We start from the raw sequence: 14,038 nt of genomic DNA on the forward strand, positions 1-14,038 counted from the left end.
GGATAAGTCTAGTCGCCACGCCCTGTCCCCACGCCGGCATCGGTCGGTTCGTGGCGCTACTCGTCGCGTGCGGCCTGGTGGAGGCGCTTCCCTTCCTCGGTCTCGACGGTCAGGTCGGGGACAGTGACCGTGTCGCCGTCGTCGCCGACAGCGACGGAGACACAGACGGCCTCGGTCGCGAGGTCGCGCTCGCCGGTGTGGCGGTCCTCGTCGTAGCCACGGACCTTGGCGGTGACACTCGATTCGCCGGCCTCGGAGACGTACGCGTCGAAGAGTGCAATCGACCCCTGCGGAATCGGCCGGTGGAACTTCACATCGTCGACGGCGACGGTGACGGTATCAGTGCCCGCAAACCGCATCGCGCTCATCGCGCCGACCTGCTCCATCCACTTCAGCAGGTCGCCACCGTGGGCCGTCTCGATGGCGTTTGACTGGCCCGGAAAGATATAGCGTCGCGTCTCGACTTTGGTCTCCAGTAGCGTCGGCATATCCACCCGTTCGTCTGGCAGCGGGTTGTGTGTACCGTTACGGGGAGACGTACTGGGCTTCCCAGTCCTGCCGGGCGTCTATCTCGCGGTCCCCACGTTTGGTCAGGTGGTAGCTGTTCGTCCGGCGGTCCTTCTCGCCTTTCTCGACGAGTCCCTTCTCGACGAGTTCGTCGAGATTCGGGTACAGTCGGCCGTGATTGACCTCGCTTTCGTAGTACTGTTCGAGTTCCTCCTTGATTGCGAGCCCGTGTGGCTCGTCGAGGCCCGCAATGACTACCAGAAGGTCTCGCTGAAATCCGGTCAAGTCGTACATTAGCGGCACATCGAACTCGGCCTATATTAGATTACCTTCTTCTGACCGCCCGCGCGAAGTGGGCTCGGTCCCGACAAGAGTAAACCGGGCGACTGTGTAGGGCAATCGAATGACTGAGCGCGCGGACGGTGACCCCGTCGGAGCGGCGACGCCGACGCCGCCCGCAGAGCCGTCGGGGGAAGGTTCCGTCACCGTCGTCGGAACTGCCCACGTCTCGCAGGATAGTGTCGACGAGGTCGAGGAGACCATCGAGCGCGAACGCCCCGACGTGGTCGCGGTCGAACTCGACGAGAACCGCTACAAACGGATGCAGGGAGAGACCCCCGAGGACATCGATGCCGGTGACCTCATCAAGGGGAAGACGGTCTACCAGTTTATCGCCTACTGGCTGCTCTCGTACATCCAGACACGTCTCGGCGAGCAGTTCGATACCGAACCCGGCGCGGACATGAAAGCGGCCGTCGACACCGCCGAACGGAACGGCATGGGTCTCGCACTGGTCGACCGCGACATCCAGCTGACGATTCAGCGGTTCTGGAAGCGCATGCGCCTGCGCGAGAAATTCACGATGGCCGGCTCGATGGCGATTATCCTCGGGCCCCCGCTGAGTGTCGGGCTCGGTGTCGGGATGGTTGTCGGCCTCCTGGTTGCGGTCCTCGGACAGGCGTTTGGCGGCCCCTTCTTCGTCCCGGCCTCGCTGGGTGCCGGCGTCTCACTGCCCGTCCTGGGGACTCTCGCCAGCGTCCTCGTCCCGGTGCTCGATACGCTCGCACTCGCGGGGCTGACTACTGTCGTCGTCGGCCTGCCCATCGGACTGTTGTTGACCCGCCTGGCCGACGACGTGGACGGCGAGGAGGAACTCGACATGGGCAACCTCACCGACGCCGACGTGGTGACCGCGATGATAGAGGAGTTTCGCCGCTTCTCGCCGGGCGGCGCACAGGCGCTTATCGACGAACGGGACGCCTTCATCGCGCACCGACTGGTCGCGCTCCGCGAGGCGGGCTACGACGTCGTGGCCGTCGTCGGAGCCGGTCACCGAGAAGGTATCGAGGGGTATCTGGCGAATCCCGAGACGCTTCCGCCGGCAGAGTCGCTCGTCGGACTCCCCGACAGCGGCCGTCTCGGGCGCATCCTCTACAAGGCCTTTGGCTACCTCTTCACGGTCGGCTTTCTGGTCTTTTTCATCCTGCTGGCGATGGCCGGCGTCCGCCAGAGCTACCTGCTCGTCCTCTTTGGCGTGTGGTTTCTGGTCAACGGCGTCATCGCCGCTGGGCTGGCCAAACTCGCGGGGGCACACTGGTCGAGTGCGCTGGTCGGCGGCGGCGTCGCGTGGCTGACGAGCGTCAATCCGTTGCTCGCGCCGGGCTGGTTTGCCGGCTACGTCGAACTCCGCTATCTCGACGTGAGCGTCGGCGACATCAGCACACTCAACGACCTGCTCTCAGACGAGGAATCGCCCATCATGGACATCGTCAAGCGGATGCGGGAGGTCCCGCTGTTCAGGCTCATCCTCGTCGTCGGGATGACGAACATCGGGAGTTTCATCGCCAGTCTCCTCTTTGCCGCCGTCCTGTTGCCCCAGCTCTCGGCTGAAGTCGGTGGCGTCTCGGGGCTGGCCGACCAGATGGTCATCGGCGCACGCCGGAGCGCCGAACTCATCTGGGAGGTGGTGACGTGAGTACCGTTGCCTACCGAATCGGCGACATCCGGTTCAGCCAGACCGAACTGCGGGACCTGGCGGCAGCGTGGCTCGCACTCGGTGTCGCCTTCACGCTGTTTTTGAATCCCGGCCACCTGCAGGCGCTCCAGTACGGGCAACTCGATGTCGCTGCACTCGGTCGTGCGTTCGCGCTGAGCATGATAACCGTCGGCGGCGGCTTTCTCCTCCACGAGTTAGCTCACAAGGTCGCGGCCATCCGCTTTGGGCAGGTGGCGGAGTTTCGCGCTGATTACAGCATGCTCGGGCTGGCTATCGTGGCTTCGCTGGCGGGCTTTCTCTTTGCCGCGCCCGGCGCGGTCCACCACCGTGGCTACATCACCGACCGGGAGAACGGCCTCATCGCGCTGGCCGGCCCGCTGACCAACGTCGCGCTCGCGGCGCTGTTTTTCCCGGTCTGGGCCCTGTTCGGTGGCTTCCTCGGCTCGGTCGGCTCGCTCGGTGTCATCATCAACCTCCTGCTGGCGGGGTTCAACATGATTCCGTTCGGACCGCTGGACGGCAAGACAGTCCTGCGGTGGAACAAACTCGTCTTCGCGGCCGTCTTCGTGCCGACGGTCGGTCTGGGAGTGCTCCTGCTGTTCAACGGCTTCTTCTAGGCCGCGAGCGATGGGCTTTTGCCGGTCTCTCGCGGATTCCCGACCATGACCGAGGACGCTGACGGGAGCGACACGGACGGGACCGACGAGGAGGGGCTGACCTACGCCGAGGCCGGCGTCGACATCGAGGACAGCGAGGCCGCAACTGCGGCGCTTATCGGCGCGGTCGGTGAGTTCGAGGGCGATTACGCCGGACTGGTCGACATCGGCGACCGCTATCTCGCACTCGCCGCCGACGGCGTCGGCACTAAACTGCTCGTCGCCGAGGCCATCGACGACTACTCCACCATCGGTATCGACTGCATGGCGATGAACGTCAACGACCTCGTCGCCCAGGGCGTCGAACCCGTCGCCTTCGTCGACTATCTCGCGGTCGAGGAACCGGACGACGAGACTGCCGAGGAAATCGGCGACGGCCTCAGCGTGGGCGCAGAACGCGCGGGTGTCGCCCTCATCGGCGGCGAGACGGCGGTGATGCCAGACGTCATCAAGGGACTCGACATCGCCGGGACGTGTGCCGGGCTCGCGCCCAAAGACGCCCTGTTCCCCGGCGATGCCGAACCCGGCGACGCCATCGTCGGCTGGCCGTCCTCGGGGATTCACTCCAACGGGCTGACCCTCGCCCGCGAGGCCGTGACCCGAAACCACGAGTACACGGACCCGTTCCCGCCGAATCCCGACCGGACGATTGCCGAGGAACTGCTCGAACCCACGCGCATCTACACGGACCTACTCGCGACCCTGCGCGCCCACGACACCCACGCCGCTGCCCACGTCACCGGCGGTGGCTGGACGAACCTTCCCCGGATGGGCCCACACCGCTACGACATCACCGACCCCTTCGAGGCTCAGCAGGTCTTCGAGTTCGTACAGCAGGAGGGCAACGTCGACGACGAGGAGATGCACCGGACGTTCAACATGGGCACCGGATTCGTGGCGACGATGCCCGAATCGGACGCCGAATCGGTGGTCGAAAGTGAAGAGGATGCGCGGATTATCGGTGAGGTGCAGGAGCCGGAGACTGAGGACGGCGTCGTCGAGATTCGTGGACTCGAACTGTAACCACCATCGAATCGCCAGGATTTAGCGGGGTCCTCGATTAGCGCCGGGCATGGTTAGCCCGACGACAGTCGCCTGGGGGGCGTTCGGGCTCGTTCCGCTCATTCTGGGTCTGGCGGGGCTCGCCTGGCACAAACGCGACGAGCCTGCAGGTGTCCCCGTCGCCGTCTATCATTTCCTGCTCGCAGCGGGGACCGTATCCTACGGGGCGCGGTTGCTCGTTCGCGACCCGGCGGCGAAGTTCCTCATCACGAGTGGCTCGCTCGTGGTTATGTCGGCCTTTGTCACCTCCTGGGTGGTCGTCGCGTGTGTCTATACCGGCCACCGGGACTGGCTGACTCGCCCGGTGTTTGCAGTGCTCGCGGTCGAACCTGTCGTCGTCGCCATCGCGGCGGCCGTCCCACCGTTGCGGACGCTCCTCTACCGGAATCCTTCGACAGGGGATGCGATTCCGGCGACCGGCGGCATCGGCTCGTACTCGTCGCTCGGTGTGGAAGCCGAGCCGCTCGTCTTCGTCCACTTCCTGTATATGCTCTGCCTGATGGTCATCGCCACTGGCCTCTTTCTCAACCTCTTTCTCCGCGCCCGACACCTCAACCGCGGACAGGCGGTCGCCCTGCTCGGTGCCGCGTTCGCGCCGTGGCTCACGGTGCTCGCCCAGACGTTCAACATCACCACGGTCGACCTGAGTTTCCTGACCTGGACGCTCGCCGGCGTGGCGATAACGACCGGGCTCTACCGGATTCGCCTGCTCGACCCGGTGCCGGTCGGCCGGTCGGCGGCTATCGAGGAGATGGGTGACGGCATCTTCATCCTCGACGAGGACGACCGGATTGCGGACACCAACCCCGCTGCCGACCGGATGTTCGGCATCGAGGACCGGCAGGTCCGTGGGACCCCGGTCACCACGGTCCTCACAGACTGGGACGCACTCTCAGACGACGAGGAGTGGACGGAACTGCCGGTCGATGTCGACGGCGAGCGCCGATACGTCGAGGTCCAGACCGAACCGTTTACCGACTACTTAGACCGGCGGGTCGGGCGACTCGTCGTCGTCCGCGACGTGACCGAGCGCAAGCACCGCGAGCAGACGCTGGCGCGCTACCAGACCGTCTTCGAGACCGTCCAGGACCGCGTCTACGTGCTCGATTCGGAGGGGCAGTTCCTGCTGGTCAACGACCCGCTTGCGTCCCTGCTTGACCGGGAGCGCGCCGAGCTAGCCGGCGAACCATTCGAATCCGTCCTCGCACCGTCGGCCGAGCCGTTCAACCCCGTCGAAGCGGGCGTCGAGACGACCGACGAGCCGGTCGAACTCCAGGTGCGCGTCGGCGACGGCGAGACGCTCCCGGTCGAAACCCAGTTCAGCCCCGTCGAGTTCGGGGACGTCCAGGGTGTGGTCGGCTACGTCCGGGACATCTCCCGCCGGAAAGAGACCGAGCGCACGCTCGCCGAGACCGCGGAGCGACTGGAGACGCTCGTCCACGCGTCTCCGCTTGCTATCGTGGCGACCGACACCGAGGGGGACATCCACACCTGGAATCCGGCCGCCGAGGAGATGTTCGGCTACACCGAAGCGGAGGCTCTCGGCGGGCCGCCGCCGATTATCCCCGACGAGCGCAGCGACGAGATTACCGAGCGGTTCGAGCGGACGCTGGACGGCGAGCGGTTCAGAGACGTCGAGACGCAACTCGAACGTCGCGACGGACAGCTCGTCGACGCCAGCGTCTCCATCGCACCCCAGTTTTCGCCCGCCGACGAGGTCCTCGGCACGGTGTCGGTCATCGCCGACATCACGGAGCGCAAGGAGCGCGAACGCCGCCTCCAGCGCCAGAACGACCGGCTCGACCAGTTTGCCGGCATCGTCAGCCACGACCTCCGGAACCCGCTGAACGTCGCCAGCGGCCGCCTGGAACTGGCCCGCGATGAATCAGATAGCGACCACCTCGAACACGTCGCCGACGCGCTCGACCGGATGGAGACGCTCATCGAGGACACGCTGACGCTGGCCCGGGACGGACAGACCGTCGCGGAGACCGAACCGGTCGCGGTCGACACGCTCGCCGAAAACTGCTGGGACACCGTCGCCACCGGCGACACTGCGGCCACGCTCGATGTCGGCGACCCGCTCTGTATCGAGGCCGACGCCGACCGCCTCCAGCAGGTCCTAGAGAACCTGTTTCGCAACGCCATCGAACACGGCAGAGAAGACGTGACTATCCACATTGGACGGCTCGACGACGGCTTCTACGTCGAGGACGACGGCCCAGGCATCCCCGAGGACCGCCGCGACGACGTCTTCCAGCCCGGCGAAACGTTCGACCCAGCGGGGACAGGCTTCGGGCTCGCCATCGTCCGGGAAATCGTCGAGGCCCACGGCTGGACGGTCGCAGTCACTGAGGGTACCGATGGCGGCGCTCGCTTCGAGATTACGGGCGTGAAAAACTTCTGCTCGGCGACCTCGGACTGACCGCGATACTATCTTACTTTGGGATGCCGTAGGTCTCGTCGTCGAGGTCGATCATGTAGACGTTGTCCATCCGGTCGATCCCGTCGAGCCGGTCGATATCCTCGGGGTCGAGATCCCAGTCGAACAGCGCGAGGTTTGCCCGGACGTGCTCGGGCGTGCCCGACTTCGGGAGGACGACCACCCCCTTCTCGACGGCCCACTTCAGCGCGACCTGGGCGGGCGTTACGTCGTGTTTCTCGGCGATGTCGGTCACTGGCGGGTCGTCGAAAAACTCCGCGCGGGCCAGCGGCGCGGCCGCCTCGACGACGATGTCGTGGTCCCGGCAGTACTCCAGCAGGTCCTCCCGGTAGTACCACGGGTGGAACTCGACCTGGTTGACCGCGATAGGGACGTCGGCGACCTTTCGGGCGAACCTCAGCTGGTAGGTGCTGAAGTTGCTCACGCCGACGTTGCGGACCAGTCCCTCCTCGTGGGCGCGTTCGAGCGCCGCCAGCGTCTCCCGGAGCGAGATTGTCGGATTCGGCCAGTGAATCAGATAGAGGTCCAGATACGACGTTCCAAGCCGCCCTAGTGATGCGTCCAGGGATTCGAGGACGTCCTCGTAGTGGAGGTTCGATGGCAGAACCTTCGAGGTCAAAAAGACCTCCTCCCGGTCGCGTTCGTCGAGTATCGCCCCGATTTCGGCCTCGTTCTTGTAGCCCTCGGCGGTGTCGACGTGCGTGTAGCCGGCGTCGAGCGCCGCCGTCAGTCCGTCCTCCAACGCCGCACCCTCGATGTCCCACGTCCCGAATCCGACCAGCGGGAGTTCGTCGCCGCTCGACAGTGTCCGTGTCGGTATTTCTGACATAGTAGACAGGTATCACTTCGCCTGGCCGGAAATAAAAGCCGTCGCGTCCCGAAGCACTTGCCGGTGACAGCGGTCAGGAGAGGTGCCGGGCGATGTCGGCCTCGGTGATGATGCCGACAGTCTGGCCGCCGTCGACGACGAGCACGGCGTCGTTGTGGTCGAGGTGGGCGTCGACGGCGTCGATGGTCGCGTCCGTCTCGACGGTCGTCAGCGACTCGTGCATCACCTCTGCGACGGGGAGTTCCCCGACGTTTTCCTCCGAGCGCCCGCGGATGTCGGAGGTTGCGATGAGGCCGTGCGGTGTCCCATCGCGGATGACCGGCACCTGCGAGTAGCCCTTCTCGTCCATCAGCTCCGTCGTCTCGTGGACGCTCGCGTCGGGTTCGACGCTGACGACCGGCGAGTGCATCAGGTCGGACGCACGGAGGATGCCGCCCTCGGCTTCCTGGAGGGCGTTGACGATACGCCGCAGTGTCGAGAGCCGCGGGTCGACGTCGCCGCCCTCGATGCGGGCGATAAGCGGCTGTGAGACGTCAGCCTGTTCGGCTAGCTCACTCTGGGTCAGACCCAGTTCGGTCCGGCGCTCGCGCAAGTCCTCCGGCGTCGGCAGCTCCATATCTGTAGATAACTGCAAGTAATACAAAAAGGTTCGGGCTTTCGACGGCAGTCAGGCCTCGTCGTCCTCTTCGGCGTCGGCGTCCTCGATGGTGTCGACGACTTTCAGCGGCACGTCCCGGAGCGCGCCACCGATGTCGCTTTTCGCGATGCGCTGGGCGTGTTCGGTACTCTCGGCGTTGAACACCTTCATCTCGAGCACGAGACCGACGAGGGCGGTGTCGGCGGCGATAAACGCCGAGTCAAAGGGCTCGCCACAGGCCGGACAGTCGGTGAAGCCGACCTCGACTTCGACGTACTCCATGTCCTCTTGGTTCAGTCGCTTCCCGGCTTCACTGACGGCGACACCGATGGCGTCGTTGATGTCGTCCACGTCGTGGACCAACCAGGCCGCTTCCAGCACGACACTGTAGTTCATATCCACATGGTGTGGGGGGCCCTACTCGTCTCTTTTGATTCGCCCGCGCTCGTCGGCGCCTCCCGACCCGCGCACGTAATTTCGATAATGGCTATAACTTATGCAAACCTCGTCGTTTTCCAACCGTTCGATTACGCGTCACAGCGCCGATTTTCCCCACTTCTGTCGGCCCCTGTGGGACCCAAACAAAACCGCACGACTGCAGCGCTGTCTCTGATTCAGTTGATGATAAATTGTGTATGACCTCCGCACAACACTTATACGTGTTCGAGAGTCGGCTTCAGGTGAAGTACGATGACCCGCATCTCCCGTGCAATGCTGCTCGCACTGTACCAGTTGACCCTGCTCGTCGGCATCGCGCTGATGCCACTCGCACTCGTCACCGAACGGCTCGGTATCCGGCTCCCGGTCCACCGCGCGGTCTGTCGCCTGGGGGACGCATACGAGCAGCGCACAGCGTAGTACGTCGTTCCGGAGTTGCGTTTTCGAACCCTGGCGCGGCGAAGTGGCCGCAAACGGGTACTTTATTACGTAACGCGCCAGTACGCGTGAGTAATGCACGACCCGACTCCTGACGCCGACTTTTCACGGAACCAGCAGCGACTGGCGGGCGGTATGCAGGACCCCTACGAGCCGGAACTGGGCTCGCTTCCGAGCGGTGACCGTGACGAGGAGAGCGTCAACAAGACCGGGACGACGACCATCGGCATCTCGACGGCCGAGGGCGTCGTCATCGCGACGGACATGCGCGCTTCCCTGGGCGGTCGTTTCGTCTCGAACAAGAACGTCCAGAAGGTCGAACAGATTCACCCGACCGCCGCGCTGACGCTCGTCGGCTCCGTCGGTGGCGCACAGTCCTTTATCCGGACGCTTTGTGCCGAAGTCAACCTCTACGAGGCTCGGCGTGGCACCGACATGAGCATGCAGGCGCTGTCGACGCTCGCCGGCAACTTCGCCCGCGGTGGTCCCTTCCTCGCCATCAACCCGATTCTCGGCGGCATCGACGACGAGGGCAGTCACGTCTACAGTATCGACCCCGCTGGCGGCGTGATGGAAGACGACTACACTATCACCGGTTCTGGCCTCACCGTCGCGTACGGGACCCTGGAGGACCGCTACGAGGAAGACATGACGAACGAAGAGGCAAAAGACGTCGCCGCTGCCGGTATCAAGGCTGCCGCAGAGCGCGACACCGGGTCGGGCAACGGGATCTACATCGCCGACGTGACCGAGGACGGTGTCGACATCTCTGACTACGACCTGGACGCGTTCGACGCGTAAGCGTTCCTTTTTCCCGTCTCGTCTCTCATAGCCCAGTAGATGAATCCCAATCGTGTCGACTCGCTTGTCGACCTCTCGTATGGCCTGTTGATATTTGCGGCCGTCGTCCTCATGGTCGTTGTCGGGAACAGCACCGGTATCGCGTTCGGCCTCGGCGTCTTGCTCTCGTATACGCTGCACGTCGTCTGGAAGATGGGCCGGTACGACCCCGAGTGGATGACGAAAGAAGTCGCCGAGAAAGTCGAGGCAGACCTCTCTGAAGACGTGGCAGAAAACGTCGAGAAGACCGTGACAGAGAACGTCGCCGAGGACGTGGCGGAGAACGTCGAAAAGAGTGTCGCGGAAGACGTGGCGAAAAACGTCGAGGAGACGGTGACCGAAACAGTGACCGAAGACGTCACCGAAAGCGTGGCAGAAGACGTCACGAAAAGTGTCGAGGAGACGGTGACTGAGGAAGTGACCGAGAGCGTTGCCGAGGACGTGGCGAAAAACGTTGAGGAGACGGTGACCGAAGACGTTGCGAAGGAAGTCGAGGAGACTGTCTCGAAGGAAGTCGAAGAGACGGTCTCGAAGGAAGTCGACGAGGTCAAAGAGAAACTCGACGAGGTCGAGGAGGCTGTCGAGAGCGGTGAAGCGACCGACGACAGCGACGAAACGACCGACGGCGACAAAGCCGACACCTGACGGCCGGCCGCGGCCGCCCGTATTATATATGCTGTCGGGGTAAATCCCAGATATGGACCTGTTCGGAACGGCTGGTATCAGGGGACCAGTCACCGAGGTGACGCCCGCGCTCGCACTCGCAGTGGGGCGTGCAGCGGGCGTCGATGGCGACGAGTTCGTGGTCGGCAGAGACGGCCGGGAGACCGGCCAGGCACTCGCTGCCGCGATGACCGCCGGGCTCGAATCGGCGGGCGCGAACGTCGAACGCGTCGGACCCGTCCCGACGCCGACACTCGCCTATGCATCTCGTGGTCGCCGCGGTGTCATGCTGACCGCCAGTCACAACCCGTCTGCGGACAACGGTATCAAACTCTTCGTCGACGGCCGCGAGTACGACAGCGACGCCGAAACACGAATCGAACGGCGCGTCGCCGATGACGCGGGACAGACGGCCTGGGACCGCTGGGGAACCACCGCGCGAGCCGACCCGCTCCCCGACTACCGCTCGGCTGTCGCCGACTTTGCGGCGTCTCATGGGGCAGACCCGACGGCACTCACGGTCGCAGTCGACTGTGGCAACGGGATGGCGAGTCTCGCGACGCCACAGGTGCTGACCGACTTCGGAGCCGACGTCATCGCGCTCAACGCCAACGTCGACGGCCACTTCAGTGCCCGCGACTCCAAACCGACTCCCGAGACGCTCGCGGACCTGCGCGAGTTCGTCGCCGACGGCGACGCCGATATCGGTATCGGTCACGACGGCGACGCCGACCGAATCGTCGTCGTCGACGCTGCCGGCGATGTCGTCCACGAGGACACGATTCTCGCTATCCTTGCCGAACACTACACTCGACAGAGCGACGCGGGCGACCCCGTCGTCGTGACGACACCGAACGCCTCCGCGCGCATCGACGAGCGCGTCCGTGCCGCTGGCGGCCGCACCGAACGTGTCCACCTCGGCGGACTCCACGAAGGCATCGCTCGCGTTCGCGCCGACGGCGACGACGAGACAGCAGTCGTCTTCGCGGCCGAACCGTGGAAGCACATCCACCCCGATTTCGGCGGCTGGATAGACGCCGTCGCCTCCGCGGCCGTCCTGGCCCGGCTGGTCGCCGCCGACGGACTGGCTGCCCTCCGTGAACCGATTACGGAACGGCCCTACCGAAAGGAGAGCGTCTCCTGTCCCGACGACAGCAAGGCGGCAGTGATGGACCGACTTCAGTCGACACTTCCCGAGCAGTTCCCCGAAGCGACCGTCGAAACGGAGTACGGCGTGCGCCTGACGCTCCCCGACGACTCCTGGACGCTGGTCCGCCCGAGCGGGACGGAACCGTACGTCCGGGTCTACGCCGAGAGCGACGACGTCGATGCGCTGACCGATACCGTCGTCGATGCCGTCGACCGCGCTATCGACCAGTAGCGAGTCCGAGCCTGCGGCGTCTCAGTTCGAATCGCTCCGACTGGCCTGTCGCTGGTTCCCACAGCAACTGCGCTGCACACTGGCTATTTGACCCCTCCGACCGACACTTCGGATATGCAAGAGCTAGTCGAGATGGCCCGCGAGGCACGGGCCGAAGCGTACACCCCCTACTCTGAGTACGCCGTCGGCGCGGCGATTCGCGTCGCCGACGGCACCGTTTTCACGGGCTGTAACGTCGAGAACGCAAACTACTCCAACAGCCTCCACGCCGAGGAAGTCGCCGTCGGGTCAGCCGTCGCCGCCGGCCACCGCGAATTTGCTGAACTCGCCGTCTCCTCGGGCGAACAGGACGGCGTTACCCCCTGCGGGATGTGTCGCCAGACGCTCGCGGAGTTTTGCGACGAGTCGTTTCCCATCCACTGTGATGGCGGCGAGAACGTACGGACCTACCACCTCGGAGACCTGCTTCCGGACGCTATCACCGCCGAGCATCTGGGTGTCGAACGATGAGCGACGACCGAGACGAAGACGGCGCGGCCGGCACCGCCGGTGCAGACGACCCTCGCGAGGACGAACAGTACCACCTCGAAGTCACGACTGACGAAGTCGCAGAGAGTGTCCTCTTGCCGGGTGACCCCGAGCGCGTCGAGAAGATACGGGCAGAGTGGGACGACAGCGAGGTCGTCGCGGACCATCGCGAGTACCGCACGGCGACTGGAACCGTCGAAGAGACCCCCATCTCGGTCACGTCGACGGGCATCGGGTCGCCTGGCGCGGCAATCGCCGTCGAAGAACTCGCCCGCGTCGGCGCGGACACCCTCATCAGAGTCGGGTCCTGTGGCGCGATACAGGCGGAGACGGACATCGGCGACCTCATTATCACGAGCGGGGCCGTCCGCCAGGAGGGGACGAGCAAGGAGTACATCCGAGAGGACTACCCCGCTGTCGCCGACCATGCCGTCGTCGCGGCGCTCGTTGCGGCTGCCGAGGAACTGGGCTACGACTATCACGTCGGACTGACCGCGTCGACGGATTCGTTCTACGCCGGGCAGAGCCGCGAGGGATTCGGCGGCTTTCGCGCCCGCGGCAGCGAGGGGGACATCGAGGCGCTGAAAGACGCCGGCGTCCTGAACTTCGAGATGGAAGCCAGTGCCATTCTGACGCTGGCGAACGTCTACGGCCTGCGCGCCGGTGCGGTCTGTACGGTGTACGCCGACCGAACGACCGGCGAGTTCCGCGTCGAGGGCGAGCGCCGCGCTGCCAGAACCGCGAGCAAGGCAGTCTCGATGCTCGCCGAGATGGACGAACGGGTGGCCGAGGCCGGAGCCGATGCGTGGCACGCCGGGCTGGGACTGTGACTGTCAATCGCGACTCTCCTCAAAAACCGACGTTCAGACCGTTCCGGAACTGTTCTGAATGGCCGCGGTGACGATGCCGGCGGTCTGCCCGACGCCGACGACGGCGAGGCCGGCGACTGTCGTGACTGCTGGTTCGACGCCCCCGAGGTGACCGACAGCGTACAGGACTGCTCCGGCCAGTGACGCTCCCGCCGCAGCGAGATAGATTGTGCTCGCGGGGTTGGCCCTGACCAGTCTGCCTGTGCGGATGTATGCGACCCCCGGCAGAACCATCCAGCCGTAGAGCGCAATCGCCAGCAACGCTGGCTGTTTCGGGTCGAGTGCTAGGCCGATAGTCCCAGCGAGAGTGACGAGGAAGCCGCCAGCCAGGACGCCCCGCCACGCGCGCAGGACGGGCTCGTCCATCTCAGCGTACGCGGCAACCAGGAACGCGAGCAGGAGCACGTCCATCACACCGAGTGCAATCAGGAGCGTCCGGTCGGAGACGAGCGAAGAGGTGTGTGCGCCGATGGTGACTATCCACGCTGCCGGGACGAGTCCCGCCGGTCCCACATCTGTTAGCGTTCCCATCGGGCAACGCATCGGAGAGAACCGACAAGAGCGTTTGGAATAGGACGGCTGTGGCCGAGCGCGCGTACTCGCGTAGCGAGTTGCGCGCTAACGGGGAAGGGCAGGTCTGCTGTGCGGTGCAGTTTGGTTGCGGTAGAAGCTACGATAGCATCTGCGAGCGGACTACCGTCCGCGAGCAGCCTTTTTCACTATGTTTTTTCGCCGAGTGGTCCGGTGCGCG

At 65.0% G+C, this 14,038-nt stretch carries 16 protein-coding genes; 10 read left to right on the plus strand and 6 right to left on the minus strand.

Going from position 1 to position 14,038, the window contains the following annotated elements; translation table 11 throughout:
• Positions 1 to 56: 56 nt before the first annotated feature.
• Positions 57 to 488: an acyl-CoA thioesterase gene (locus tag QYL91_RS08210; protein ID WP_302080015.1), complete on the minus strand. Its 432-nt coding sequence runs from the start codon at positions 486 to 488 to the stop codon at positions 57 to 59.
• 37 nt (positions 489 to 525) lie between these two features.
• Entirely contained in the window at positions 526 to 801 is a 276-nt protein-coding gene (locus QYL91_RS08215; protein ID WP_302080016.1) for a PadR family transcriptional regulator, read from the minus strand.
• A gap of 109 nt (positions 802 to 910) precedes the next feature.
• Between QYL91_RS08215 and QYL91_RS08220 the strand changes: the two genes are divergently transcribed.
• Genes QYL91_RS08220 through QYL91_RS08235 form a run of 4 tightly spaced genes read left to right on the plus strand, consistent with a single transcriptional unit; the run spans position 911 to position 6,646 of the window.
• The gene (locus QYL91_RS08220; protein ID WP_302080017.1) at positions 911 to 2,482 is read left to right on the plus strand and encodes a TraB/GumN family protein; all 1,572 of its coding nucleotides are present in this window, start codon (positions 911 to 913) and stop codon (positions 2,480 to 2,482) included.
• Entirely contained in the window at positions 2,479 to 3,120 is a 642-nt protein-coding gene (locus QYL91_RS08225; protein ID WP_302080018.1) for a zinc metalloprotease, read from the plus strand. The genes QYL91_RS08220 and QYL91_RS08225 overlap by 4 nt, the downstream gene beginning before the upstream one ends.
• A 45-nt stretch (positions 3,121 to 3,165) precedes the next feature.
• Positions 3,166 to 4,182, plus strand: a complete 1,017-nt coding sequence (purM, locus tag QYL91_RS08230; RefSeq protein ID WP_302080019.1) for a phosphoribosylformylglycinamidine cyclo-ligase — start codon at positions 3,166 to 3,168, stop codon at positions 4,180 to 4,182.
• Between the two features lie 49 nt (positions 4,183 to 4,231).
• Positions 4,232 to 6,646, plus strand: coding sequence for a PAS domain S-box protein (locus QYL91_RS08235; RefSeq protein WP_302080020.1), 2,415 nt, complete (start codon positions 4,232 to 4,234; stop codon positions 6,644 to 6,646).
• 13 nt (positions 6,647 to 6,659) lie between these two features.
• On the opposite strand, the gene QYL91_RS08240 is transcribed toward QYL91_RS08235, so the two are convergent.
• The 3 genes from QYL91_RS08240 to QYL91_RS08250 form a co-directional block, all read right to left on the minus strand.
• Positions 6,660 to 7,493, minus strand: coding sequence for an aldo/keto reductase (locus tag QYL91_RS08240; protein WP_302080021.1), 834 nt, complete (start codon positions 7,491 to 7,493; stop codon positions 6,660 to 6,662).
• Positions 7,494 to 7,566: 73 nt separating this feature from the next.
• Positions 7,567 to 8,109: a CBS domain-containing protein gene (locus QYL91_RS08245; RefSeq protein ID WP_302080022.1), complete on the minus strand. Its 543-nt coding sequence runs from the start codon at positions 8,107 to 8,109 to the stop codon at positions 7,567 to 7,569.
• A 51-nt stretch (positions 8,110 to 8,160) separates the two neighbouring features.
• Positions 8,161 to 8,526 (minus strand): DUF555 domain-containing protein, encoded by a 366-nt coding sequence (locus QYL91_RS08250; protein ID WP_302080023.1) that lies wholly within the window; start codon positions 8,524 to 8,526, stop codon positions 8,161 to 8,163.
• Between the two features lie 294 nt (positions 8,527 to 8,820).
• Here QYL91_RS08250 and QYL91_RS08255 point away from each other — a divergent pair, with 294 nt between their 5' ends.
• The 6 genes from QYL91_RS08255 (at position 8,821) to QYL91_RS08280 (ending at position 13,248) form a co-directional block, all read left to right on the plus strand.
• On the plus strand, positions 8,821 to 8,988 hold the full coding sequence (locus QYL91_RS08255) for a hypothetical protein (RefSeq protein WP_302080024.1): 168 nt from the start codon (positions 8,821 to 8,823) through the stop codon (positions 8,986 to 8,988).
• Positions 8,989 to 9,081: 93 nt separating this feature from the next.
• Positions 9,082 to 9,807 carry an archaeal proteasome endopeptidase complex subunit beta gene (gene psmB / locus QYL91_RS08260; protein ID WP_369685591.1) on the plus strand — a complete coding sequence of 242 codons (726 nt, stop codon included), beginning with the start codon at positions 9,082 to 9,084 and terminating at the stop codon, positions 9,805 to 9,807.
• A 39-nt stretch (positions 9,808 to 9,846) separates the two neighbouring features.
• The gene (locus tag QYL91_RS08265) at positions 9,847 to 10,491 is read left to right on the plus strand and encodes a hypothetical protein (protein WP_302080025.1); all 645 of its coding nucleotides are present in this window, start codon (positions 9,847 to 9,849) and stop codon (positions 10,489 to 10,491) included.
• A gap of 52 nt (positions 10,492 to 10,543) precedes the next feature.
• Positions 10,544 to 11,890 (plus strand): phosphohexomutase domain-containing protein, encoded by a 1,347-nt coding sequence (locus tag QYL91_RS08270; RefSeq protein ID WP_302080026.1) that lies wholly within the window; start codon positions 10,544 to 10,546, stop codon positions 11,888 to 11,890.
• Between the two features lie 114 nt (positions 11,891 to 12,004).
• Positions 12,005 to 12,400 carry a cytidine deaminase gene (gene cdd, locus QYL91_RS08275; protein ID WP_369685592.1) on the plus strand — a complete coding sequence of 132 codons (396 nt, stop codon included), beginning with the start codon at positions 12,005 to 12,007 and terminating at the stop codon, positions 12,398 to 12,400.
• Positions 12,397 to 13,248: a nucleoside phosphorylase gene (locus QYL91_RS08280; RefSeq protein WP_302080028.1), complete on the plus strand. Its 852-nt coding sequence runs from the start codon at positions 12,397 to 12,399 to the stop codon at positions 13,246 to 13,248. The genes cdd and QYL91_RS08280 overlap by 4 nt, the downstream gene beginning before the upstream one ends.
• 33 nt (positions 13,249 to 13,281) lie before the next feature.
• On the opposite strand, the gene QYL91_RS08285 is transcribed toward QYL91_RS08280, so the two are convergent.
• Entirely contained in the window at positions 13,282 to 13,818 is a 537-nt protein-coding gene (locus QYL91_RS08285; protein WP_302080029.1) for a hypothetical protein, read from the minus strand.
• Positions 13,819 to 14,038 lie beyond the last annotated feature (220 nt).

This window comes from Salinibaculum rarum, from assembly GCF_030505615.1.
Classification (GTDB): Archaea; Halobacteriota; Halobacteria; order Halobacteriales; family Haloarculaceae; genus Salinibaculum; species Salinibaculum rarum.